At 75.2% G+C, this 20,568-nt stretch carries 20 protein-coding genes; 9 read left to right on the forward strand and 11 right to left on the reverse strand.

The genetic code is table 11. The features are described from left to right. Positions 1-70 precede the first annotated feature (70 nt). Positions 71-2,788: a bifunctional acetate--CoA ligase family protein/GNAT family N-acetyltransferase gene (locus ACI793_RS17415; RefSeq protein ID WP_456607633.1), complete on the reverse strand. Its 2,718-nt coding sequence runs from the start codon at positions 2,786-2,788 to the stop codon at positions 71-73. Continuing rightward, positions 2,781-3,962 (reverse strand): acetoin utilization protein AcuC, encoded by a 1,182-nt coding sequence (locus ACI793_RS17420; RefSeq protein WP_456607634.1) that lies wholly within the window; start codon positions 3,960-3,962, stop codon positions 2,781-2,783. Before ACI793_RS17420 ends, ACI793_RS17415 begins: the two co-directional genes overlap by 8 nt. A 162-nt stretch (positions 3,963-4,124) precedes the next feature. Here ACI793_RS17420 and ACI793_RS17425 point away from each other — a divergent pair, with 162 nt between their 5' ends. Together ACI793_RS17425 and ACI793_RS17430 are read left to right on the forward strand one after the other, a co-directional pair. Beyond that, positions 4,125-4,850, forward strand: a complete 726-nt coding sequence (locus tag ACI793_RS17425) for a metal-dependent transcriptional regulator (protein ID WP_456607635.1) — start codon at positions 4,125-4,127, stop codon at positions 4,848-4,850. Between the two features lie 87 nt (positions 4,851-4,937). Beyond that, a complete protein-coding gene (locus tag ACI793_RS17430) occupies positions 4,938-7,016 on the forward strand; it encodes a S9 family peptidase (RefSeq protein ID WP_456607636.1) in 2,079 nt (692 codons plus the stop codon). 31 nt (positions 7,017-7,047) lie between these two features. Here ACI793_RS17430 and ACI793_RS17435 read toward each other — a convergent pair whose 3' ends face one another. From ACI793_RS17435 to ACI793_RS17445, 3 genes are all read right to left on the reverse strand, one after another. Then, positions 7,048-8,181 (reverse strand): DUF4192 domain-containing protein, encoded by a 1,134-nt coding sequence (locus tag ACI793_RS17435; protein ID WP_456607637.1) that lies wholly within the window; start codon positions 8,179-8,181, stop codon positions 7,048-7,050. Between the two features lie 316 nt (positions 8,182-8,497). After that, the gene (locus ACI793_RS17440) at positions 8,498-9,259 is read right to left on the reverse strand and encodes a hypothetical protein (protein ID WP_456607638.1); all 762 of its coding nucleotides are present in this window, start codon (positions 9,257-9,259) and stop codon (positions 8,498-8,500) included. 61 nt (positions 9,260-9,320) lie between these two features. Beyond that, on the reverse strand, positions 9,321-9,614 hold the full coding sequence (locus ACI793_RS17445; protein ID WP_456607639.1) for a Dabb family protein: 294 nt from the start codon (positions 9,612-9,614) through the stop codon (positions 9,321-9,323). Positions 9,615-9,709: 95 nt separating this feature from the next. Here ACI793_RS17445 and ACI793_RS17450 point away from each other — a divergent pair, with 95 nt between their 5' ends. The 5 genes from ACI793_RS17450 to ACI793_RS17470 are packed head-to-tail and all read left to right on the forward strand — an operon-like array spanning position 9,710 to position 14,588. Beyond that, on the forward strand, positions 9,710-10,963 hold the full coding sequence (locus tag ACI793_RS17450; RefSeq protein WP_456607640.1) for a glycosyltransferase family 4 protein: 1,254 nt from the start codon (positions 9,710-9,712) through the stop codon (positions 10,961-10,963). After that, positions 10,957-11,733 carry a class I SAM-dependent methyltransferase gene (locus tag ACI793_RS17455; protein WP_456607641.1) on the forward strand — a complete coding sequence of 259 codons (777 nt, stop codon included), beginning with the start codon at positions 10,957-10,959 and terminating at the stop codon, positions 11,731-11,733. Before ACI793_RS17450 ends, ACI793_RS17455 begins: the two co-directional genes overlap by 7 nt. Next, positions 11,720-12,829, forward strand: a complete 1,110-nt coding sequence (locus ACI793_RS17460; protein ID WP_456607642.1) for a prenyltransferase — start codon at positions 11,720-11,722, stop codon at positions 12,827-12,829. The genes ACI793_RS17455 and ACI793_RS17460 overlap by 14 nt, the downstream gene beginning before the upstream one ends. Then, positions 12,826-13,692 carry a glycosyltransferase family 2 protein gene (locus ACI793_RS17465; RefSeq protein ID WP_456607643.1) on the forward strand — a complete coding sequence of 289 codons (867 nt, stop codon included), beginning with the start codon at positions 12,826-12,828 and terminating at the stop codon, positions 13,690-13,692. Before ACI793_RS17460 ends, ACI793_RS17465 begins: the two co-directional genes overlap by 4 nt. Beyond that, the gene (locus ACI793_RS17470) at positions 13,689-14,588 is read left to right on the forward strand and encodes a glycosyltransferase family 2 protein (protein ID WP_456607644.1); all 900 of its coding nucleotides are present in this window, start codon (positions 13,689-13,691) and stop codon (positions 14,586-14,588) included. The genes ACI793_RS17465 and ACI793_RS17470 overlap by 4 nt, the downstream gene beginning before the upstream one ends. Here the strand turns inward: ACI793_RS17470 and ACI793_RS17475 are convergent. The 6 genes from ACI793_RS17475 to ACI793_RS17500 form a co-directional block, all read right to left on the reverse strand. Next, entirely contained in the window at positions 14,581-15,726 is a 1,146-nt protein-coding gene (locus ACI793_RS17475; protein ID WP_456607645.1) for an RNA polymerase sigma factor, read from the reverse strand. The two genes, ACI793_RS17470 and ACI793_RS17475, sit on opposite strands and share 8 nt — an antisense overlap. 7 nt (positions 15,727-15,733) lie before the next feature. Continuing rightward, positions 15,734-16,141, reverse strand: a complete 408-nt coding sequence (locus ACI793_RS17480) for a YciI family protein (RefSeq protein WP_456607646.1) — start codon at positions 16,139-16,141, stop codon at positions 15,734-15,736. 154 nt (positions 16,142-16,295) lie between these two features. Continuing rightward, positions 16,296-16,625 (reverse strand): TraR/DksA family transcriptional regulator, encoded by a 330-nt coding sequence (locus ACI793_RS17485; protein WP_456607647.1) that lies wholly within the window; start codon positions 16,623-16,625, stop codon positions 16,296-16,298. After that, positions 16,615-17,232 carry a class I SAM-dependent methyltransferase gene (locus ACI793_RS17490; RefSeq protein ID WP_456607648.1) on the reverse strand — a complete coding sequence of 206 codons (618 nt, stop codon included), beginning with the start codon at positions 17,230-17,232 and terminating at the stop codon, positions 16,615-16,617. The genes ACI793_RS17485 and ACI793_RS17490 overlap by 11 nt, the downstream gene beginning before the upstream one ends. A 14-nt stretch (positions 17,233-17,246) precedes the next feature. Continuing rightward, positions 17,247-18,515 carry a YibE/F family protein gene (locus ACI793_RS17495; RefSeq protein WP_456607649.1) on the reverse strand — a complete coding sequence of 423 codons (1,269 nt, stop codon included), beginning with the start codon at positions 18,513-18,515 and terminating at the stop codon, positions 17,247-17,249. A gap of 74 nt (positions 18,516-18,589) precedes the next feature. Further along, entirely contained in the window at positions 18,590-19,018 is a 429-nt protein-coding gene (locus tag ACI793_RS17500; RefSeq protein WP_456607650.1) for an STAS domain-containing protein, read from the reverse strand. 80 nt (positions 19,019-19,098) lie between these two features. Between ACI793_RS17500 and ACI793_RS17505 the strand changes: the two genes are divergently transcribed. Both ACI793_RS17505 and ACI793_RS17510 read left to right on the forward strand, forming a co-directional pair. Continuing rightward, the gene (locus ACI793_RS17505; protein WP_456607651.1) at positions 19,099-19,767 is read left to right on the forward strand and encodes a hypothetical protein; all 669 of its coding nucleotides are present in this window, start codon (positions 19,099-19,101) and stop codon (positions 19,765-19,767) included. A 99-nt stretch (positions 19,768-19,866) separates the two neighbouring features. Further along, entirely contained in the window at positions 19,867-20,367 is a 501-nt protein-coding gene (locus ACI793_RS17510; protein ID WP_456607652.1) for an Hsp20/alpha crystallin family protein, read from the forward strand. Positions 20,368-20,568 lie beyond the last annotated feature (201 nt).

Here is a 20,568-nt window from a genome sequence, read left to right on the forward strand (position 1 = left end):
CGGCTCACCCTGACGGGGTGACCGCTGGGCACGAGAGCCCGCCCCCACTCGGGGGCGGGCTCTCGTCGTCTCACAACGGCGAGCGCATGCGGCGGGGGCCGGGGTCGACACGGGCGGTCGGCGGGCCGACACGGGCGGTGCCACCGGCGACCACCAGCGATCGGCCACCGTGCCACGGGTTGGCCGGGCCGACGATGACCGGCTCGAGGCTCAGCCGCAGCACCTCGGGCAGGTCGTCGGCGAGCCGGGCCACCCGCAGCAGCAGGTCCTCCAGCGCTGCGGTGTCCACCGGCTCGGACCCCCGCCAGCCGTCGAGCAGCGGCCAGGCACGGGGGCCGCGCACCAGCTCGGCGGCGTCGAGGTCGGTCAGCGGCAGGGTGCGGAAGGCCCGGTCGCCGAGCAGCTCGGTGGCCACTCCCCCGACGCCGAAGCTCACCAGGGCGCCGAACGAGGGGTCGTCGACGATCTCCACCACCGTCGCCACACCGGGGGCGGCCATCTCCTGCACGATCACGGGGTCGCCCGACGGGATGGCCGCATAGGCCCCACGCACCGCGTCGTCGTCGACGAGGTCCAGCCGGACGCCCCCGAGGTCCGAGCGGTGCCGCAGCCACGGCGCCGTCGACTTGAGGACCACCGGGTAGCCGATCTCCGCCGCGGCGGCGACCGCCGCCTCCGGGTCGGTCACGGTGCGGGTGCGCAGCAGCGGGACGCCGTAGGCGCCCAGCAGCGCCATCAGCTCGTCGTCGTCCAGCTCGCGGCCGGCCGGTGTCGACGCCAGCGCACGGCGGACCACGGTCCGCGCCTGCTCCTCGTCCACGTCGGGCAGCTCCGGCACCTCGCCGACCGGACGGCGGCGCCAGCGGGCGTACTCGCTGGCCTTCGCCAACGCGATCACCGCGCGCTCGGGGGTGCTGTAGGACGGCACCGAGCCGCGGGCCGGCATCCCGTGCTCGTCCAGGACGGCGAGCTCGGGTGGCACGCCCTCGGCGGAGAGGAAGCTGGCCAGCACCGGCTTGGCCGAACCGACCGCCACCTCGCGCAGCGCGGGGCCGAACTCGTGCGAGCCGGCCATCAGCGGCGGCAGGAACACGGCGATGACCGCGTCGACGCCCTCGTCGTCGACCGCCGCCTGCAGCGCCGCGCGGAACTCCTCGGGGGTGCCGTTGACGCCGATGTCGACCGGCGCCTCGTGCGCCAGCGTCAGCCCCTCCTCGAGCACCGCGTCGGCGACCAACACCCCGATGGCGGTGGAGTTCCCGACGATCGCGACCCGGTCACCCGCCGGCAGCGGCTGGTGGGCCAGCAAGGTCCCGACGTCGAACATCTGGGCCACCGTCTCGACGCGGATGACCCCGGCGGAGGCGAACAGCGCGGCGACCGACTGCTCCGGCACCGCCACCGAGGTGCCGGCCAGCCCGGGGGCGACGCCGACGTGCCGGCCGCTCTTCACCGCGACGACCGGCTTGGTCCGCCCGACCGTGCGCGCCAGACGGGCGAACTTGCGCGGGTTGCCGAAGCTCTCCAGGTGCAGCAGCACGACCTCGGTCCCCGGGTCGGTCGCCCAGTACTGGAGCAGGTCGTTGCCGCTCACGTCGGCGCGGTTGCCGGCGGAGACGAACGTCGACAGCCCGATGCCCCGCCCGCGCGCCCGCTCCAGCAAGGCCACCCCGAGGGCGCCGGACTGGGCGAAGAACCCGACGCGTCCGCGCCCGGGCACCATCGGCGCCAGCGAGGCGTTGAGCCGGACCCCGGTGTCGGTGTTGACGACGCCCAGGCAGTTCGGGCCCACGACACGCATGCCCGAGGCGCGCGCGGAGGCGACCAGGCGGCGCTCGACCTCCCGCCCCTCGGGACCGGACTCGCCGAACCCGCCGGACACCACGACCAGGCCGCGCACCCGCTTGCGGCGGCACGCCTCGACCACCCCGGCCACCTCGTCGGCCGGTACAGCCACCAGCGCCAGGTCCACGTCGTCGGGGATCGACTCGATGTCGGCGTAGGCCGGCACGCCCCGGACGTGCCGGGCGGACGGGTTGACCGGGTAGACGGGGCCGGCGAAGCCGTAGTCGAGCAGGTGCCGGAGCAGCGCGTTGCCGATCTTGCCGTCGTCGTTGCTGGCACCCACCACGGCCACCGACGACGGGGTGAGCAGCCGGGCGATCGACCGCGACTCGCTGCGCTGCTCCCGCTCGTAGGTGACCGCCAGCGCGTCCTCGGTCTGCTCGATCGGGAAGGACAGGTGGACGACGCCGTCCTCGTAGGAACGCTGCGACTTGTAGCCGGCGTCCTGGAACACCCGCACCATCGTGCTGTTCTGGGCGAGGACCTCGGCGACGAACCGCTTGATGCCGCGCTCGCGGGCGGCCGCGGCGAGGTGCTCGAGCAGCACCGACCCCAGGCCGCGCCGCTGGTGGGCGTCCTCGATGAGGAACGCGACCTCGGCGTCGTCGGTGCCGGGGTAGCGGTCGTAGCGCCCGACCCCGATGACCTGGTCGCCCAGCAGCACGACGAAGGCGACGCGGGCGTCGTGGTCGACGTGGGTGAAGCGGTGCAGCTCCTTGGCCGAGAGGCGCTTCATCGGCCCGAAGAACCGGTAGTAGCGCGTCTGGTCGCTGCTGCGGTCCATGAGCCCGGTCAGCCCGTCGGCGTCCTCCGGGCAGATCGGGCGCAGGTGCACCGTGCCGCCGTCCGCGGCGACGATGTCGGCCTCCCAGTGCTTGGGCGGCGTGGGCGTGGGCTCCTCGGCGGCGGGCGCGGCGGTGCCCTGCGGTCGCGGCTCAGTCACGGGGGTCGTCCGGGTCCAGGCCGAACAGCGGGAAGCTGGCCCGGCGCGTGCGCATGATGGCCCGGTCCACCCGGGACTCGGTGAAGGCGTCCCAGCGGGCGAAGCCGGTGTAGCCGCCCTCGGTCATGTGCGTGGGCGGCCGGGCACGCAGGCCGCGGGCGACGACGTCGTCGCGCCAGGACTGCGGGATCTCCGTCGCGGGGTCCAGCGGCGAGCCGGCGGCCTCGGCGAGCAGGTGGGTCCAGGCGCGCGGTACCGCACGCACCAGCCCGTAGCCGCCGCCACCGAGGGCGATCCACCGCCCGTCGCACAGCTCGTGGGCCAGCTCGTGCATCGCCCGGTAGCTGGCCCGCTGCCCGTCGATGGTCAGGCCGAGGTCGGCCAGCGGGTCCTCGTGGTGGGCGTCGCAGCCGCACTGGGTGACGATGATCTGCGGGTCGAACGCCCGCAGCACACTGGGGACGACGGCGCTGAAGGCGCGCAGCCAGGCCGAGTCCTCGGTGCCGTTGGGCAGCGCCAGGTTGACCGCGCTCCCCGACGCCTTCTCGGGGTCGCCGGTCTCCTCCGGGAAACCGGTGCCCGGCCACAGGGTCAGCGGGGTCTGGTGGATGCTGACGGTGAGCACCCGCGGGTCGTCGTAGAAGGCGGCCTGGACGCCGTCGCCGTGGTGCACGTCGAGGTCGACGTAGGCGATCCGCTCGTAGCCCTTCCCCAGCAGCCAGGCGATGGCCACGGCGGCGTCGTTGAAGACGCAGAAGCCGGAGGCGGCGTCGCGCATCGCGTGGTGCAGCCCGCCGGAGATGTTGACCGCGTGCTGCGCCGCTCCGGTGTGGACCTGCTCGGCCGCCAGGACGCTGCCGCCGGTGATGAGGGCGGCCGCGTCGTACATGTCCGGGAAGATCGGGTTGTCCGAGGTGCCGAGGCCGTGTCCGACCGTCGGGTCGGCCGGCGCCCGGCGGACCGCCTCGAGGTACTCGGCGTCGTGCACCAGCTCGAGCAGCTCGGCGTCGGCCCGTGTCGGCCGCAGCACCCGGACCCGGTCGGTGTCCAGCACGCCCAGGCCGTCGGCCAGGCGCATGGTCAGATCCAGCCGCACCGGGTGCAGCGGGTGCTCGCCGCCCATGGTGTAGCCCAGCAGGCTCTCGTCCCAGACGACGGCGACGGAGTCGCTCATCCCACCTCCCCGTGCCCGTGCGCGGACGTCGCCGGCTGCGGCCGCCGACGGGAGCGACGCTACCGGCGTCGACCGGGCAACGCGCCTGCTGGACGCGGCGTCGGGAAGCCCGATGGGGTGGCGCACCGCCCGTAGACTGGCCGCCGACCCGGAGGAGTACCTGTGAACGACCTGATCGACACCACGGAGATGTACCTCCGCACCATCTTCGAGCTCGAGGAGGAGGGGATCACCCCGCTCCGGGCCCGGATCGCGGAACGTCTCCACCAGAGCGGCCCCACCGTGAGCCAGACGGTGGCCCGCATGGAGCGCGACGGCCTGCTGACCGTGGAGGGCGACCGGCACCTGCAGCTGTCCGAGGAGGGCCGTCAGCTGGCCACCGCGGTCATGCGCAAGCACCGGCTGGCCGAGTGCCTGCTCGTCGACGTGATCGGCCTGGACTACGCCGACGTGCACGAGGAGGCGTGCCGCTGGGAGCACGTCATGAGCGAGGCGGTGGAGCGCCGACTGCTCGCCCTGCTGGGCAATCCGAGCGTCTCCCCGTTCGGCAACCCGATCCCGGGCCTGGAGGCCCTGCGCGGGGACGAGCCGCTGGGCGGCGAGACCTCCGCGGTGCTCGACGCGCTGACCGTGCTCTCGACGACGGCGACCGCCGAGGGCCGCCCCGTGGTGATCCGGCGGATCAGCGAGCAGCTGCAGGAGAACCCCGACCAGCTGCGGGCCCTGGCCGATCACGGGGTGCGCCCCGGCGTGACGATGCAGGCCCGGCTCGTCGAGGGCTCGGTGAGCCTGGACGGCTACCTGCTGCCGCTCGAGGTGGCGCGGCACATGTTCGTCAGCGCCGTCGACTCGGAGCTCACCCCGCTGGAGGCGGCCCCTCTGCTCTGAGCGGAGCCGCGCCCGGCCGTCGTCCCGGCCGGGCGCACCGCTCACTACGGTGGGGCCGACGTCGCCCCCTCCTGAGAGCAGGTCCCGGTGAGCCCGTCCGACTCCTCCGCAGCCCCGGCGTCCGACGCCGACCCCTCGGACGCCCCGAGCAGCCCGTTCGCCCGGCTGGCCGACTTCGCCGCGCTGCCGCGCATCGGCGCGCTCGCGCTGTCCGCGGACGGCTCTCGGCTGGCGATCTCGGTCGGCACGCTCGACCCCGCGAAGAAGAAGTGGCAGTCGGCGCTGTGGGAGGTCGACCCCGCCGGCGACCGCCCGGCGCGCCGGCTGACGCGCAGCGTCCCGGGTGAGTCCTCGCCGGTGTGGGCCCCCGACGGCTCGCTGCTGTTCACCTCCGCCCGCCCTGATCCCACGGCGAAGGAGGCGGGCGAGCCGAAGCCGGCGCTGTGGAGCCTGCCGCCCGGCGGCGGGGAGGCGCGTCCGGTGCTGAGCCGGCCCGGCGGCATCTCCGCCGTGGCCGTCGCGGCCGGCACCGGCGACGTCGTCGTCGCCGCCTCGACGCTGCCGGGGGGCGCGGAGGCCGAGGCCGACGAGGAGCGCCGCAAGGCCCGGGCGGACGCCGGGGTGAGCGCCGTGCTGCACGAGGCGTACCCGATCCGGTACTGGGACTCCGACCTCGGCCCGGCCGCCCCGCACCTGTTCTGGGCCGGGCGACTGCCCGACGACGAGGCCGAGCCGGTGTCCCTGCGCGACCTGACCCCCGACGCGACGCCGCCGCACGGCGCGGGTGAGGAGTTCACCCTCTCCCCCGACGGCCGGCTGCTGGCCCGATCCGAGGAGGTGCCCGACGGCCCGGCCGGGCACCGCAACCGGCTCGTCCTCACGGCCACCGACGGCAGCGGCACCCGGGTCCTGGTCGACGACCCGCTCGCCGACGTCTACGCCGCTCGCTTCTCCCCCGACGGCTCGGCGCTGGTGTGCGTCCGCGAGTCGCTGTCCAGCTACGCCGAGCCGCCGGACTACACGCTGCTGCTCGTCGACGTGGCCAGCGGCGCGGCCCGGGACCTGACCCCGGACTTCGACCGGTGGCCGAGCGCACCGCAGTTCTCCGCCGACGGGGACGGCGTCTACTTCCTCGCCGACGACGACGGCCGGCACGCGATCTTCCGGGTGCCCGTGGCCGGCGGCACGCCGGTGCGCCTGACCGCGGACGGCGCCTACAGCCACCTGCAGGTCGCCGGGGACGGCAGCGCGCTCTACGCCCTCCGGTCGGCCTACGACTCGCCGTCGGTGCCCGTCCGCCTCGACCCGGCCGCGACCGACCAGGACCCCGTGGTGCTGCCCAACCCCGGCACGATCGACGGGCTGCCCGGCACGCTGCACGAGGTGGAGGCCACCGCCGCCGACGGCACGCGGGTGCAGTCGTGGCTCGTGCTGCCCGAGGGCGCGTCCGCCGACTCGCCCGCGCCCCTGGTGCTCTGGATCCACGGCGGTCCGCTGATGAGCTGGAACTCCTGGTCGTGGCGCTGGTGCCCCTGGGTGCTCGCCGCCCGGGGCTACGCGGTGCTGCTGCCCAACCCGGCGCTGTCGCAGGGCTTCGGACAGGAGTTCGTCCGCCGCGGCTGGGGCGCGTGGGGCGAGGCGCCGTACACCGATCTCATGGCCGCGGTGGACGCTGCCGAGCAGCGCCCCGACATCGACGCGACCAGGACGGCGGCGATGGGCGGCTCCTTCGGCGGCTACATGGCCAACTGGATCGCCACGCAGACCGACCGCTTCCGGGCGATCGTCAGCCACGCCGGCCTGTGGCACATCGACTCGTTCACCAGCACCACCGATGCGGCGTACTACTGGGAGAAGGAGTGGGGCGACCCGCTGACCGAGCCCCGCCGCTACGAGCAGCACTCGCCGCACCGCTTCGCGGACGCCATCCGTACCCCGATGCTGGTCATCCACGGCGACCGGGACTACCGCGTGCCCGTCGGCGAGGCGCTGCACCTCTGGTACGACCTGCAGAAGCGGGCGGTGCCGTCGAAGTTCCTCTACTTCCCGGACGAGAACCACTGGGTGCTCACCCCCGGGAACTCCACGGTCTGGTACGAGACGGTGCTGGCCTTCCTCGCCGAGCACGTCCTGGACGAACCCTGGCAGCGGCCCGCGCTGCTCTGAGGGCTCTGCCCGCCGCGGGCCGGCCGGTGCGTCAGTGCGCCGACGCACCCGCCGGCCCTGCGACACCGGCCGCGCGACCGGCCTCCACCAGCAGCGCACGCAGCTGCCGCGGCGGGACGCAGGCGGCCAGCGCGTCCTCCAGCACCCGCGCCAGGGAGTTGCCCGGTTCGCTGTCCAGCGCCCGGTCCAGCGCGATGTTCGCCAGTGCGCCGTCCCCGCGCAGCCACGCGCAGACCGCCACCAGCGCGGCGGGGAAGGCGTCCAGCGGCGACGGCGCGCGCCGGGTGCACTCGGTCCACAGCGCCTCGGCCGCCGCCGCGTCGTCGCCCAGGGAGAGCAGCAGCGCCCAGTCCCGCACCTCGGGCTGCCGCAGGCTCCAGACGATCCGAGCGACCTGCGCGTCCCTCGGTCGCTGCTGACCGGGACCCGGCCGGCAGCGCGCGACCGCCGACCGGATCCGCCGCCGGCCGCTGGCGACCTCGCGCGGGCCGGCGGCGGACCGCGGCGCCGTCCGCAGCACCGCGGCGTCCATCGCCGCGCGCGACGACTCGCCCGGCGGTGCCAGCCGCCGCGCCAGCTCCGCCCGGTCGGCCGCGACCACGGTGCCGGCGGCCACGGCGGCGGCCGCCAGCTCCCCGACGCCCGTCGGCAGCGGGGTGCCGGCGCCGGGGGCGCAGCAGGCGCCCGGGCAGTCGAAGTCCCACCAGCGCTCGCCCCGCACCAGCAGCGCGTGTTCCAGCGGCAGCCCGACCGCGTCGAGAACCAGCACGAGGGCGTGCACCAGCGACCGGTGCGGCAGGTCGGTGCCGCACCCTCCGCCCGGGCCGACGCCGGCCGGGAGGAGGGGCACCGTCTCGTCGGGCGCCTCGGACACCACGAACGCCAGCACCGCCCGGGGCTCGTCGGTGGCCAGGCTGCGGGCCACCACCGCCATCAGCTGACGCGCGGAGTCGGCCGGCGGGAGGTCGGCGCGCAGCGTGAGGCCCACCCGGCGGCCGGTCTCCCCGCCGAGCGAGACGAGCACGACCGACTCCTGCGGCCGGTAGCCCAGCAGCTGCGGCAGGCCGGCCGCGAGGTCGCCGGGGTCACTGATGAGTACGGCGTCGTCCAGCGGGCCGCCGGACGATGCGGGAGCGGGGAACGGTGCCGGGTCGCGGAATTCCATGGACCGACGGTGGGCGCCGGCCGGACCGGGCAGAAGCGGCTGCGCTGATCTGCGGAGCGAGCCGATGCCTGTGGACGGGCGGTGCTGCGACCATGCCCGCATGGAGGTGGACGTCGCACCGGCCGCCGAGGCCGAGAAGCTCTTCGCGACGTTCCCCGGGGAGTGGCTGGTCGAGGTCGTGGCCGGAACGGCGCAGCGGTCTCGTTCTGGCGACGCGCGATCCCGGTCGCCGTCGACGAGGTCGGAACCGACGCCGGGACCGAGCAGCGGTTCACCGTCCCGCCGCACCCGCCCACCGCCCCGTAGCCGGCCCGGCTCAGTCCAGCGCGTCGGCCTGCGTCTCGTAGGCCTGCTCGAGCAGCGCGGTGAAGGCCTCGGTGTCCAGCGGGGCGGCGGCCGCACCGGTCGGGTCCACGGCCAGCGACATGAGGAAGACCAGCCGGTCGCCGTCCTCGACGGCGCCGAGCAGCGCCGGGACCGACAGCTGCGTGCCGTCGGGCAGCCCCACCACGGTGGTGTAGCGCAGCGCGGCCGAGCCGTCCCCGAGGTCGGGGACGGGGACCTCCTCGAACACCACGGTGGCCTGCCCGACGTCGGGCGAGCTGATCTGCGCCTCCGGGCAGCGCTGCGCGGCCTCGGCGAGCTGGTCGACCGAACCCTCGATGGGACCGCCGCGGATCAGCATCTCCACGACCACGGTGGTTCCCTCGGTGGCGCTCACCGCGGCGACGTCTTCGAAGTCGTCGAAGTCGGGCTGGGTGCCCTCCACCGCGACGTCGCACTCCGCCGGCGTCACCTCCACGTCGTCGAGGTCGGCCAGGGCGGCCCCCTCCGCCAGCTCGTCCGGCGACACCGCGGCCACCACCGCGTCGGGGCCGAAGGCCTCGGCGTCCAGCAACCCCGAGGCCAGGTCGGGCGCGGGCTCCTCCTTCGCGGAGGCCTCCGACTCCTTCGCTCCGGAGTCGGCCCGGGGCTCGGCATCCGCGTCGTCCCCACTGCACCCGGCCAGCGCCGCGGTGCAGAGGAGTCCGGCGGCGAGCAGGCCGCGCAGGCGGGACGGGCGGGACGTGATCGACATGGGCCGACGGTAGCCGTCCCGGACTGCCGGGGCATCCGTCCCAGCGGCGCCGGAGGGCCGGTCAGACCTGGTACTGGACGGCTGCCCGGGCGGCGAGGACCGGCCGGACGAACTCGGCGACGACGGACAGGTGCACCGGGTCCTGGGCGTAGCGGTAGAACGCCTCGGCGTCCGCGAAATCGGCGATGAGCACCGCCGAGGCGTTGCCGTCGGACAGGCCGGCGTCCTCACCGACGGCCAGGAAGCTCATGCCCCCGACCTCCTGGCGCAGCCCCCGGAGCGCGGTGATCGCGGCAGCCACCTGCTCCTCCCCGGCCGTCGGTTTCCACGTGAACGTGACGACGTGACGGATCATGTCCTCCACCCTCCCAGGTGTGACCGCCACCCGGACGAGGGTCGGCGCCCGGCTGGTGGCCGGTAGGACGGGGGCGCCTCGGTAGGGTCCAGCCCATGGGACGGTCGCTGCGCATCGCACTGCTGTCCTACCGCAGCAAGCCCCACGGCGGCGGCCAGGGCGTGTACGTGCGTGCGCTCAGCCGTGAACTGACCGGGCTGGGCCACCGCGTCGAGGTCTTCAGCGGTCAGCCCTACCCCGAGCTGGACGACGGCGTGCCGCTGACCAAGCTGCCCAGCCTCGACCTCTACCGGGAGCCCGACCCGTTCCGGATGCCCCGGCCCTCGGAGTTCCGCGACTGGATCGACGTCGCGGAGTGGGCGACCATGTGCGCCGCCGGCTTCCCCGAGCCGCTGACCTTCACCCTGCGCGCGGCCCGGCACCTGCTCCCCCGCGCCGGCGAGTTCGACATCGTGCACGACAACCAGTCCCTGGGGTACGGGCTGCTGCGGCTGACCCGCGCCGGGCTGCCCACCGTCGCCACCGTGCACCACCCGATCGCCATCGACCGCGAGCTCGAGCTCGCCGCCGCGCCCTCGCTGTACAAGAAGCTGACGCTGCGCCGGTGGTACGCCTTCACCCGCATGCAGGCCAAGGTCGTGCAGCAGCTGGACGCGGTCACCACGGTGTCGGAGACCTCGCGGGTCGACATCGAGAAGCACATGGGCCTGCCGGCCCCCCGGGTGGACCTCATCCCCAACGGCATCGACCCGGACACGTTCGCGCCCCCGGCCGACGGGCAGCGCCGTGACACCGACTCGATCCTGGCCATCACCAGCGCCGACGTGCCGCTCAAGGGCCTGGTGCACCTGCTGGAGGCGGTGGCCAAGCTGCGCACGGAGCGCCCGGTGACGCTCACCGTCGTCGGCAGCGCCCGACCGGGAGGGCCCGCCGAGGCGGCGCTGGACCGGCTGGCCCTGCACGACGCCGTCCGGTTCACCGGCCCGGTCCCCGAGGCGGAGCTCATCTCGCTCCTGCAGCGGGCGACGGTCATGGCCATCCCCTCGCTCTACGAGGGGTTCTCGCTGCCGGCGATCGAGGCGATGGCCTGCGCCACGCCGCTGGTCGCCACCGACGCGGGCGCGCTGCCCGAGGTCGTGGGCACCAAGGCCGGGCTGCGGGTGAAGGCCGGCGACGTCGGCGAGCTGACCTCGGCGCTGCAGCTCGTCCTCGACTCGCCCTCCCTCGCCGAGCAGCTGGGCCGCGCCGGCCGGCGGCGGGTCCTGGACACCTACACGTGGCGGGCGACCGCCGAGCGCACCGCCGCCTGGTACGCGCAGACCCTGGAACGGAAGGGCCTCCCTTGCTGACCGTCGACTACGACCGGCTGGACCTGCGGCCGGGGATGCGCGTCCTCGACCTCGGGTGCGGCGAGGGCCGGCACGCCTTCGAGGCCTACCGGCGCGGCGCCGACGTGGTGGCCGTCGACTGGGGCGTCTCCGAGGTGGAGACGACCAAGCGGTGGCTGGGCGCGATCGCCGAGTCCGGCGAGGCCGGGCAGAAGCCCGACGGCACCGCGGCCCGCTTCGAGGTGGTCCGCGGCGACCTGCTGCACCTGCCCTTCCCCGACGCGAGCGTCGACCGGGTCATGGCCTCGGAGGTGCTCGAGCACATCCCCGACGACGTCACCGCCATGGCCGAGATCTTCCGCGTGCTCAAGCCCGGCGGCCGCATGGTGATCACCGTGCCGCGCTACGGCCCGGAGCGGATCTGCTGGGCGCTGTCGGACGAGTACCACGCCAACGAGGGCGGGCACATCCGCATCTACCGCGGCAGCGAGCTGCGCGAGCGGCTCACCTCCGTCGGGCTGGTGCCGGGCAGCACGCACCACGCCCACTCGCTGCACGCCCCGTTCTGGTGGCTCAAGTGCGCGGTCGGCGTCGAGAAGGACAACGCCGCCATCCGCGCCTACCACCGGCTGCTGGTCTGGGACCTCGTGCACCGGCCGTGGCTGACCCGCACCGCCGAGAAGCTGATGGACCCGGTGTTCGGCAAGAGCTTCGTCATCTACGCCGACAAGCCGGCGACGGCTGCCGGCGCCGCGCCGGCCGAGGTGGAGCAGGCCCTTGCCGCCGGGTGACGGCCGGCTCCTCCCGGAGCTGCCCGGCGTCCTGACCGGCGACCAGGTGCGCACGACCGTGGCCTGGATCGCCGGCGAGCAGGCTGCCGACGGCGCCCTCCCCTGGTTCCGCGGCGGCCAGCTCGACCCCTGGGACTCCGTCGAGGCCGCCATGGCCCTGGACCTGGGTGGCGAGCACGACCGCGCCCGCGCCGCCTACCGATGGCTCGCCGGCCGGCAGCGCCCCGACGGCTCGTGGGCCGCCGAGTACCGCGACGGCACGGAGGTCTCCGCGGACGTCGAGAGCAACCACGCCGGCTACCTCGCCGTCGGCCTGTGGCACCGGTGGCTGCTGACCGCCGACGAGCAGCTGGTCGGCGAGCTCTGGCCGGTGGTCCGCCGCGGCCTGGACCTGGTGGTCGCCATGCAGCTGGACGGCGGCGCGATCGGCTGGGCGCTGCGCCCCGACCGCACGCCCGACGCGCTCGCACTCCTCACCGGGAACGCCAGCCTGTTCCAGTCGCTGCGCTGCGGCATCGCCCTCGCCGGGCTCGTCGGCGAACCGCAGCCCGACTGGGAACTCGCGGTCAGCGACCTCGGCACGGCGCTGCGCACCCGTCCCGACGCCTTCGCCGACCGGTCGCGCTACTCGATGGACTGGTACTACCCGATCCTCGCCGGGGCGGTGACCGGCGAGCAGGCCCGGGACCGGCTGGCCACCGACTGGGACCGGTTCGTCGTCCCGGGGCTGGGCGCGCGCTGCGTGGCCGACCGGCCGTGGGTGACCGGTGCCGAGACCTGCGAGCTGGCCCTCGCCCTCGTCGTCGCCGGGCAGCGGGACGCGGCGCTGGAGCAGGTCGCGGCGATGCAGCACCTGCGCGACGACGACGGGTCGTACTGGACCGGCCACGTCTTCGCCGACGACGCCCGCTGGCCGATCGAGCGCACCACCTGGACCGCCGCCGCGGTGCTGCTCGCCGCCGACGCGCTGTCCGGCGCCACGCCGGCGTGCGACCTGTTCGCCGACCCGGCGGCACTGCCCACCGCCGGCACCATCGACGACGATGCGCGGACGGCCGGTTGGCTGACGGGAGGCGCGGGCACGGTCACCCCGTGACCGACTCCCGCTCCACCCCGTCCTCCGCGGACGTCACCGTGGTCATCGCCAGCCGCAACCGCCGCGACGACCTCCTGGTCACCCTTCCCCGCCACGAAGCACCGGTGGTCCTCGTGGACAACGGCTCCACCGACGACACGGTGGAAGCGGTCCGTGCCGCGCACCCCGAGGTGACCGTGGTCCCGCTGGAGCGCAACGTCGGCGCGCGCGCCCGCACCATCGGTGCGGCACGGGCCGGCACACCGTTCGTCGCCTTCGCCGACGACGACTCCTGGTGGGCGCCCGGCGACCTCGCCCGCGCGGTGGCGATCATGCGCGCCCACCCGCGGCTCGCGGTGCTCAACGCCCGGATCCTGGTCGGTCCGGAGGAGCGGCTGGACCCGGTGTGCGCCGAGATGGCCCGGAGCCCGCTGCCCCGCGGCGACCTCCCCGGCCCGGCGCTGCTGGGCTTCGTCGCCTGCGCCGCGCTGGTGCGCACGGAGGCGTTCGAGCAGGTCGGCGGTTTCGACCCCGTCGTCCGCTTCCCCGGCGAGGAGGAGCGGCTGGCCCTGGACCTGGCGACCGCCGGCTGGACGATGGCCTACGTCGACGAGGTGACCATCCACCACCACCCCTCGCCGCGCCGGGACGCGCCCGCCCGCCGGCAGGCCGGCATCTGGCGCAGCCGGCTGCTCACGGCCACGATGCGGCTGCCGGCGGCCGACGTCGCCGGCCTGGTCGTCGAGGCGGTGCGGTCCGGCCGCCCCGGCCTGACGGGGCTGGCCCGGGCCCTGCCCGACGTCCCGGCCGCCCTGCGCCGCCGGCGGCCCGTTCCCCAGCGGGTGCGCGCCGACCTGCGGCTGCTGGCCGGGGAGCCGGTGTGAGCGCCGACCCGCGGATCTCGGTCGTCGTCATCACCCACCAGCGACGGGACGAGCTGCTCGGTGCCCTGGGCCGGTTGGTCGCCCTGCCGGAGCAGCCGCACGTCGTCGTGGTGGACAACGGCTCGACCGACGGCACGGCCGAGGCGGTGCGCCGGCGCTTCCCCTCCGTGGAGCTGATCGCCAGCCCGGAGAACCTCGGCGCGGTCGGCCGCAACCTCGGCGTCGCCCGTGTGACGACGCCGTACGTCGCGTTCTGCGACGACGACACGTGGTGGGAGCCGGGCTCCCTGCGCACCGCCGCCGACACGCTGGACGCCCATCCGCGCCTCGCCGTCGTCACCGCGCGGATCCTGGTCGAACCGGGCGGCCGGGAGGACCCGATCGTGCCCGAGCTGCGCGACTCCCCGGTGCGGGGTCCGGCGTGGCTGCCCGGGCCGGCGCTGGGCTCCTTCCTGGCCGGCGCCTCGGTGCTGCGCCGGTCGGCCTTCGAGGAGGTCGGCGGGTTCTCCGAGCGGCTGTGGCTCGGGGGCGAGGAGGAGCTGATGGCCGGTGACCTCGCCGCCCGCCACTGGGAGCTGTGCTACCTGCCCGCGCTCACCGTGCACCACCAGGCCAGCCGGGCCCGCGACCCGCACCAGCGCCGCCGCGACGGCATCCGGAACACGCTCTGGACGACGTGGCTGCGCCGTCCGCTGCGCCCCGCCCTGCGGCGCACGCTGCACCTGCTGAGCACCGTGCCGCGGGACCGGGTCACCGCGTCCGGCCTGGTCGCCGCCGTCCGCGGCCTGCCCTGGGTGCTGCGCGAGCGGCGCGTCCTGCCGCCGCACGCCGAGGCCCGCTTCGCCGCGCTCGAGGCGGCGCAGCGACGCTCGAGCGCCCGCCGCTACGTCAGCTGACGCGGCCGGCGTTGAGGCGGGCGGCCTGTCGGGTCAGGTGGTCGCGTTCGGCCAGGTTCGCCGCCGTGCGGGCCGCCTCCGCGTAGAGCCGGGCCGCGGTGACCGGGTCGCCGTCCCGCTCGTGCAGGTAGGCGGCGACGGCGGCGTAGCGGGGCAGGGCGGGGTCGAGACCGGACAGGGCGGCCAGGCCGGCGCGGGCGCCGTCGGCCTCCCCCACCGCCACCGCCCGGTTGAGCCGGACGACCGGGCTGCCGGTGAGCCGGACCAGCTCGTCGTACCACTCGACGATCTGGACCCAGTCGGTCTCCTCCGCGGTGCGCGCGTCGGCGTGCAGCGCGGCGATCGCGGCCTGCGCCTGGAACTCCCCCAGCCGGTCGCGCGCCAGCGCCGTCTGCAGGACCTCGACGCCCTCGGCGACCAGCCCGGTGTCCCACCGGGAGCGGTCCTGCTCGGCCAGCGGCACGAGGCTGCCGTCCGGTCGTGTGCGCGCCGGCCGCCGGGCGGAGTGCAGCAGCATCAGCGCGAGCAGGCCCGCCACCTCCGGGTGCTCGACCCGGGCCGCCAGCTCGCGGGTGAGCCGGATCGCCTCCGCGGCCAGGTCGACGTCGCCGGAGTAGCCCTCGTTGAAGACCAGGTACAGCACGCGCAGCACCGTGCCGACGTCGCCGGGCCGGTCGAACCGGACTCCTGCGACGGTCCGCTTGGCCCGGCTGATGCGCTGCGCCATGGTCGGCTCCGGCACCAGGTAGGCCTGCGCGATCTGCCGCGTCGTGAGGCCGCCGACGGCCCGCAGGGTCAGCGCCACCGCCGAGGCCGGGGACAGCGAGGGGTGGGCGCACAGGAAGTACAGCTGGAGCGTGTCGTCCACCTCGCTCGCGGGCCCCGGTGCCGGCTCCTCCTCGACGCGGAGCTCCCGCTTCCGGCGCGATGCGTCCGCGCGGGTGGCGTCCAGGAACTTCCGCCAGGCGACCGTGACCAGCCAGCCCTGCGGATCCCGCGGCGGGTCGTCCGGCCACAGCCGCACCGCCTCGGCCAGCGCCTCCTGGACGGCGTCCTCGGCCGCCGCGAAGCCGGCTCCGCGGCGGCCGAGGATCCCGATCACGGCGGGGACGACCGCCCGCAGCCCGGACTCGTCCACCGCCCGCTCACTCCGTGACGGTCGGCGGCTCGGCCATGAAGGGACGGAGCTCGAGCCACTCGTGGATGGGCTCGCCGCCCGCGCCCGGAGCCGCCGACAGCTCGGCGGCCAGCTCCAGCGCCCGCTCGTAGGAGTCGACGTCGATCGCCATCCAGCCGGCGATCAGGTCCTTGGTCTCGGCGAACGGGCCGTCGGTGAGCGGCGGGCGCCCGGCGCCGTCGGAGCGGACCCAGGTGCCCTCCATGGACAGCGCCTGGCCGTCGACGAACTCGCCGGTGCCCTCGAGCTTCGCTGCGAAGTCCCGCATGTACCGGATGTGGGCGTCGACCTCGTCGGGCGTCCAGCGGTCCATCGGCACGTCGTTGACCGCCGCCGGAGCGCCCCGGTAGTGCTTGAGCAGCAGGTACTTGGCCATCGTGATCTCCTCGCGAGGACGTGCGGCCCATTCTGGCCGCGTGCACCCCGGGGACGGAGCCGGCAACGGCGTCTCGACATCCCGCCGGCAGGTTTTCTGCCGAGATCCCGTGATCTCGGCCGGAGCGGGGTCGAAGTCCGGAGGGCGGGGCGGGTCAGCGGGCGCAGTCGATGCAGGTGCGCGCCGAGGGCCGGGCCGCGAGCCGCTCGGGTGCGATCTGTCGCCCGCACGTCTGGCAGATCCCGTAGCCGCCGTCGGCCCGGCGGGCGAGCGCCGCCTCGACGTCGGCCAGCCGGGCGCGGGTGGACTCCAGCAGGGCGGCCACCTGCTGCCGCTCGAAGGCGATGGTGGCGCCCTCGGGGTCGTGCTCGTCGTCGGCGTTGGACGCCTTCGACGCCGCCACTACCTCGTCGAACTCGCGGGTCAGCGCCTCGACCTGCGCCAGCGCCGCCGCGCGCTCGGCCTCGAGCGGGTCAGCGGTCACGGCGCAGCAGCCGCATGGACCCCGCCCCGGGCAGCTCGGTGAAGTCGCCGGACTCCAGCACACGGGTGTAGACGCCGTAGGGCGCCTGCCCGCCGTCGGCCGGGTCGGGGAAGACGTCGTGGATCGCCAGCGTGCCGCCGAGCGCCAGCTTGGCCACCCAGGCGTCCTGGTCGCGCCGGGCGGACTCCTCGGTGTGGCTGCCGTCGAGGAACAGCAGCGCCAGCGGGGTGCTCCACAGCGGCGCGAGGACCTCGGACCGGGTGACGATCGCGATGACGACGTCCTCGGCGCCGGCGGTCGCGATGGTGGAGCGGAACCGGGGCAGCGTGTCGATCAGCCCGACGGTGGGGTCGACCAGCGACGGGTCGTGGTACTCCCAGCCGGGCTGGTGCTCCTCGGAGCCGCGGTGGTGGTCGACGGTGATCACCTGGCGCCCGGTCTCGCGCGCGGCGGCGGCCAGGTAGAGCGCGGACCTCCCCATCCAGCTGCCCACCTCCAGCAGCGGCCCGGGGACGGCGACGGCGCGGGCGGCCTCGTACAGGGCGCGGCCCTCGTCGTCGGGCATGAAGCCGGGGGCGGCGGAGGCGGCGGCGAGGAGGTCGGACACGCCTACAGCTTGGCTCACCGCGCGAATCGGGTGCGCAGGGCGGTCACCTGGCGCTCGGTCGCCACCCCGGCCTCGGTGTCCGCCGCCTTGGCGAAGAACGCGCCGACCGCCGTCGTCACCGGGACGGCCAGCACCAGCGCGATGGCCCCGACCAGCGTGCGGATCACCTCCTCGGCGAGCGCCGACGACGTGAGGACGGTCCAGAACGGCTGGTCGTAGAGCTCGAACAGCAGCAGCAGCGGCAGCGCCGCGCCCGCGTAGGCGAACACGATCGTGTAGACGGTGGAGGCGATGTGGTCGCGACCGACCGCCATGCCGCGGTCGTACAGCTCCCGCCACGTCATGGCCTGGTCGACCTCGTGCAGCTGCCAGACCGCCGAGGCCTGGGTGATGGTGACGTCGTTGAGCACCCCGAGCCCGGCCACCACGATGCCGGCGAGCACCAGGCCGGAGAAGTTCAGCGTCGGGTCGTAGTTGTTGAGGGTGGTCGTCTCCTCGCTGGTCAGGCCGGTGAGGCGGGCGGTCTGCACGGCCAGCGACCCGAGGACGGCGACCAGCGACAGCCCGAACAGCGTGCCGACCAGGGCCGTCGTGGTGCGCGCGGAGAAGCCGTGCGCGAGGTAGAGGACGACGAACATGATCGCCGCCGAGCCGACGAGGCTCACCATCGTCGGTGAGGACTCCGACAGCAGGCCGGGCAGGACGAACTGCAGCAGCACGAAGAACGCGAACGCCAGCCCGACCAGCGAGGCCAGCCCGCGCCACCGGGCGACCAGCCCCACCACGACGGCGAACGCGACCGCCAGGGTGATGATCGGCGCGTCGCGCTGGAAGTCCCAGAACATGTAGGTCGGCCCACCCTCGGCGCCGGGGTCCCGGCTGAGGACCAGGGTGTCCCCCTCCTCGACACCGTTGGCCATCACCACGGCGTCCAGGTCGACCTGCTGGTAGTCGCCGGCGCCCTCGCCCTCGAGCACCTCCACGACGGCGCGCGCACACGTGGCGGATCGGTCGGTCGCGCCGCAGTCGAACTCCTCGATCGACACGACACGGCCGTCGGGGTAGGTGGTGCCCGGCGGCAGGTACGTCGCGGCCACCTGCTGGGCGCGGGTCGGTTCGCCGCCGGGCCACATGACCAGCAGCCCGATGACGGTGGCGAGGCCGACGGGCACGAGCAGCAGGAGCATCAACCAGACGGCGCGCCTGCGCAGGCGGACCGCCTCGGGGCTCGGTGGCGGCGCGTCGGGGTCGGGTCCGTGGCTGTGCGGATGGCTGGGAGGCACCCGGTCAGGCTAGGAGGCCGGGCGTGCACCGACCGCCCCCGACACCGGGTCGGGCGTGCTCGCCCGACATCGGGTCAGGCGTGCTCGCGCGGGCTGCCATCGGGGCCGGCCGTCGAGTGGTCCGCCGGGTCCTCGTTGCCGCTCGCGTCCACGATCGGGAAGCGGTGCCACAGGCCGGTCAGCTGCAGGGGCCGGGCCACCGCGGTCGACGGGGTCACGAGGGCGACGTCGACACCGCGGGGGGCGGCCATGCGCTGCAGCTGCACGAGGACGGCGATGCCGGCCGAGCTCATGAACGGAACGCCCGCCAGGTGCAGCTCGACCCGGCGCAGCGGCTGCTTGGACAGCAGCTCCTCGGTCAGGATCCGGACCAGCGGGCGGCGCGCGGCCTCGGTCAGCTCTCCCTCGACGGTGACCGACACGACGTCGCCGTCGACGGCCGCGCGGACCTGCGGCTCGGTCTCGTTCTCCTGCCCGGGGCTCTGCGCTGCGCTCTCCGCCATGGGCTGCTCACTGCCCCGGTCGGGGGGCGTTCACGCGCGCCCGCAGCCGCACACCCCCGGGTTCTGCCACGCTCCGCGCCATGCATCCGTCCACTCCGCCGCCGCCGACCTCCCCAGGGGTGCGTTCCCACCTGCCCTGGCCGACCCTCGCGGCGACGGTGGTCCTCACCGTCGTCGCCGTCCTGGTCGGACAGCGGGACTGGGCGGTGCCCGAGCGGGTGCTGCGCGACTGGCAGGTGGCGGACGTGCCGCCGTCGCTGACCGCGCTGGTGCTCGGCGTCACCGCGGTCTGCCTCCTCGTGGGCGCGTGGACGACGCTGCGGGATGCCGCTCTCCGCCCCCGGGACCTCGCGTTCCTCACCTGGCTCGTCGTGTCGCTGCTCGCCGCCGCGGCGCTGATCTGGAACGCGCTGGTCATGGCCGCCGACTCCGAGTTCGAGACCGGCGCGATCATCCCGGTCTTCCACTGGATGTTCACGTTCGTGCCGGCGCTGCTCACGGGTCTCGCGGCGCGGAACCGGGGTGCGGTCCGGACGGTCGCCGCGGCGCTGGGCACCGGCGTCGTGACCGTTCCGCTGTTCGGTCTGGGCTGGTCGCTGCTCAGCTCGCGCGAGCCGATGCCCGCGGGGATCGGGAACAGCCTCTGGATCACGGCGATCCTCGGAGTCGGGCCGCTGGTGATCGCCGCGGCGATCTCCCGGAGCAGCGCCCTGAGCAGTGCCTGGAAGCGGGAACATCGAGGGCGCTGAGACGTTTACTCGGGTGTCTGATCGAGGTAATCTCTAGTCGCCGCTAGAGGTTCCACCTCGGGCAGCGAACACACCAGCGACATCTCGGAGGTATCGATCATGATGCTGACCGCCTACGACCCGTTCGCCGCCACGTCCGCCGCCTTCCGCGCGCTGGACCAGCTGACCGGCCGCAGCGGCTCGACGACCGCCCGCCCGCTCTCGGGCATGCCGATGGACGCCTACAAGGTCGGCGACAACTTCGTCGCCCACTTCGACCTGCCCGGCGTCGACCCCGGCTCCATCGACCTGTCGGTCGAGGGCACCACGCTGACGATCAGCGCCGAGCGCTCCGTGCCCCAGCTGGAGAACGCCGAGTGGGTCGCGGCCGAGCGGCCCTACGGCAGCTACACCCGGCAGCTGGTCCTGGGCCGCAGCCTGGACACCGACCGGCTCGAGGCCAGCTACCACGACGGTGTGCTGACCGTGAGCATCCCGATCGAGGAGAAGGCCCGGGCCCGCAAGATCAGCGTGACCCGCGCCGACACCCCCGCGGCGGTCGAGGGGCGCACCATCGAGGGCGACTCCTCGTCCTCGGAGCAGAAGGCCGTCAGCAGCTGACGACGGCGACCGGAGGGGGGGGGGGGGGCGGGGGGGGGGGGGGCCCCCCCGCCCCCCCCCCCCCCCCCACCCCCACCCCCCCCCCCCCCCCCCCCCCCCCGACGCCCCCCCCCCCCCCCCCCCCCCCCCCCCCCCCCCCCCCCCCCCCCCCCCCCCCCCCCCCCCCCCCCCCCCCCCCCCCCCCCCCCCCCCCCCCCCCCC

It is taken from the genome of Blastococcus sp. SYSU DS0617, assembly GCF_054051075.1.

Coding starts and splice junctions, on each gene's coding strand:
- ACI793_RS17420 (WP_456607634.1), bottom strand. CDS start 3,962: ATGAGCGACTCCGTCGCCGTCGTCTGGGACGAGAGCCTGCTGGGCTAC.
- ACI793_RS17435 (WP_456607637.1), bottom strand. CDS start 8,181: ATGGAATTCCGCGACCCGGCACCGTTCCCCGCTCCCGCATCGTCCGGC.
- ACI793_RS17440 (WP_456607638.1), bottom strand. CDS start 9,259: ATGTCGATCACGTCCCGCCCGTCCCGCCTGCGCGGCCTGCTCGCCGCC.
- ACI793_RS17445 (WP_456607639.1), bottom strand. CDS start 9,614: ATGATCCGTCACGTCGTCACGTTCACGTGGAAACCGACGGCCGGGGAG.
- ACI793_RS17450 (WP_456607640.1), top strand. CDS start 9,710: ATGGGACGGTCGCTGCGCATCGCACTGCTGTCCTACCGCAGCAAGCCC.
- ACI793_RS17480 (WP_456607646.1), bottom strand. CDS start 16,141: ATGGCCAAGTACCTGCTGCTCAAGCACTACCGGGGCGCTCCGGCGGCG.
- ACI793_RS17500 (WP_456607650.1), bottom strand. CDS start 19,018: ATGGCGGAGAGCGCAGCGCAGAGCCCCGGGCAGGAGAACGAGACCGAG.
- ACI793_RS17505 (WP_456607651.1), top strand. CDS start 19,099: ATGCATCCGTCCACTCCGCCGCCGCCGACCTCCCCAGGGGTGCGTTCC.
- ACI793_RS17510 (WP_456607652.1), top strand. CDS start 19,867: ATGATGCTGACCGCCTACGACCCGTTCGCCGCCACGTCCGCCGCCTTC.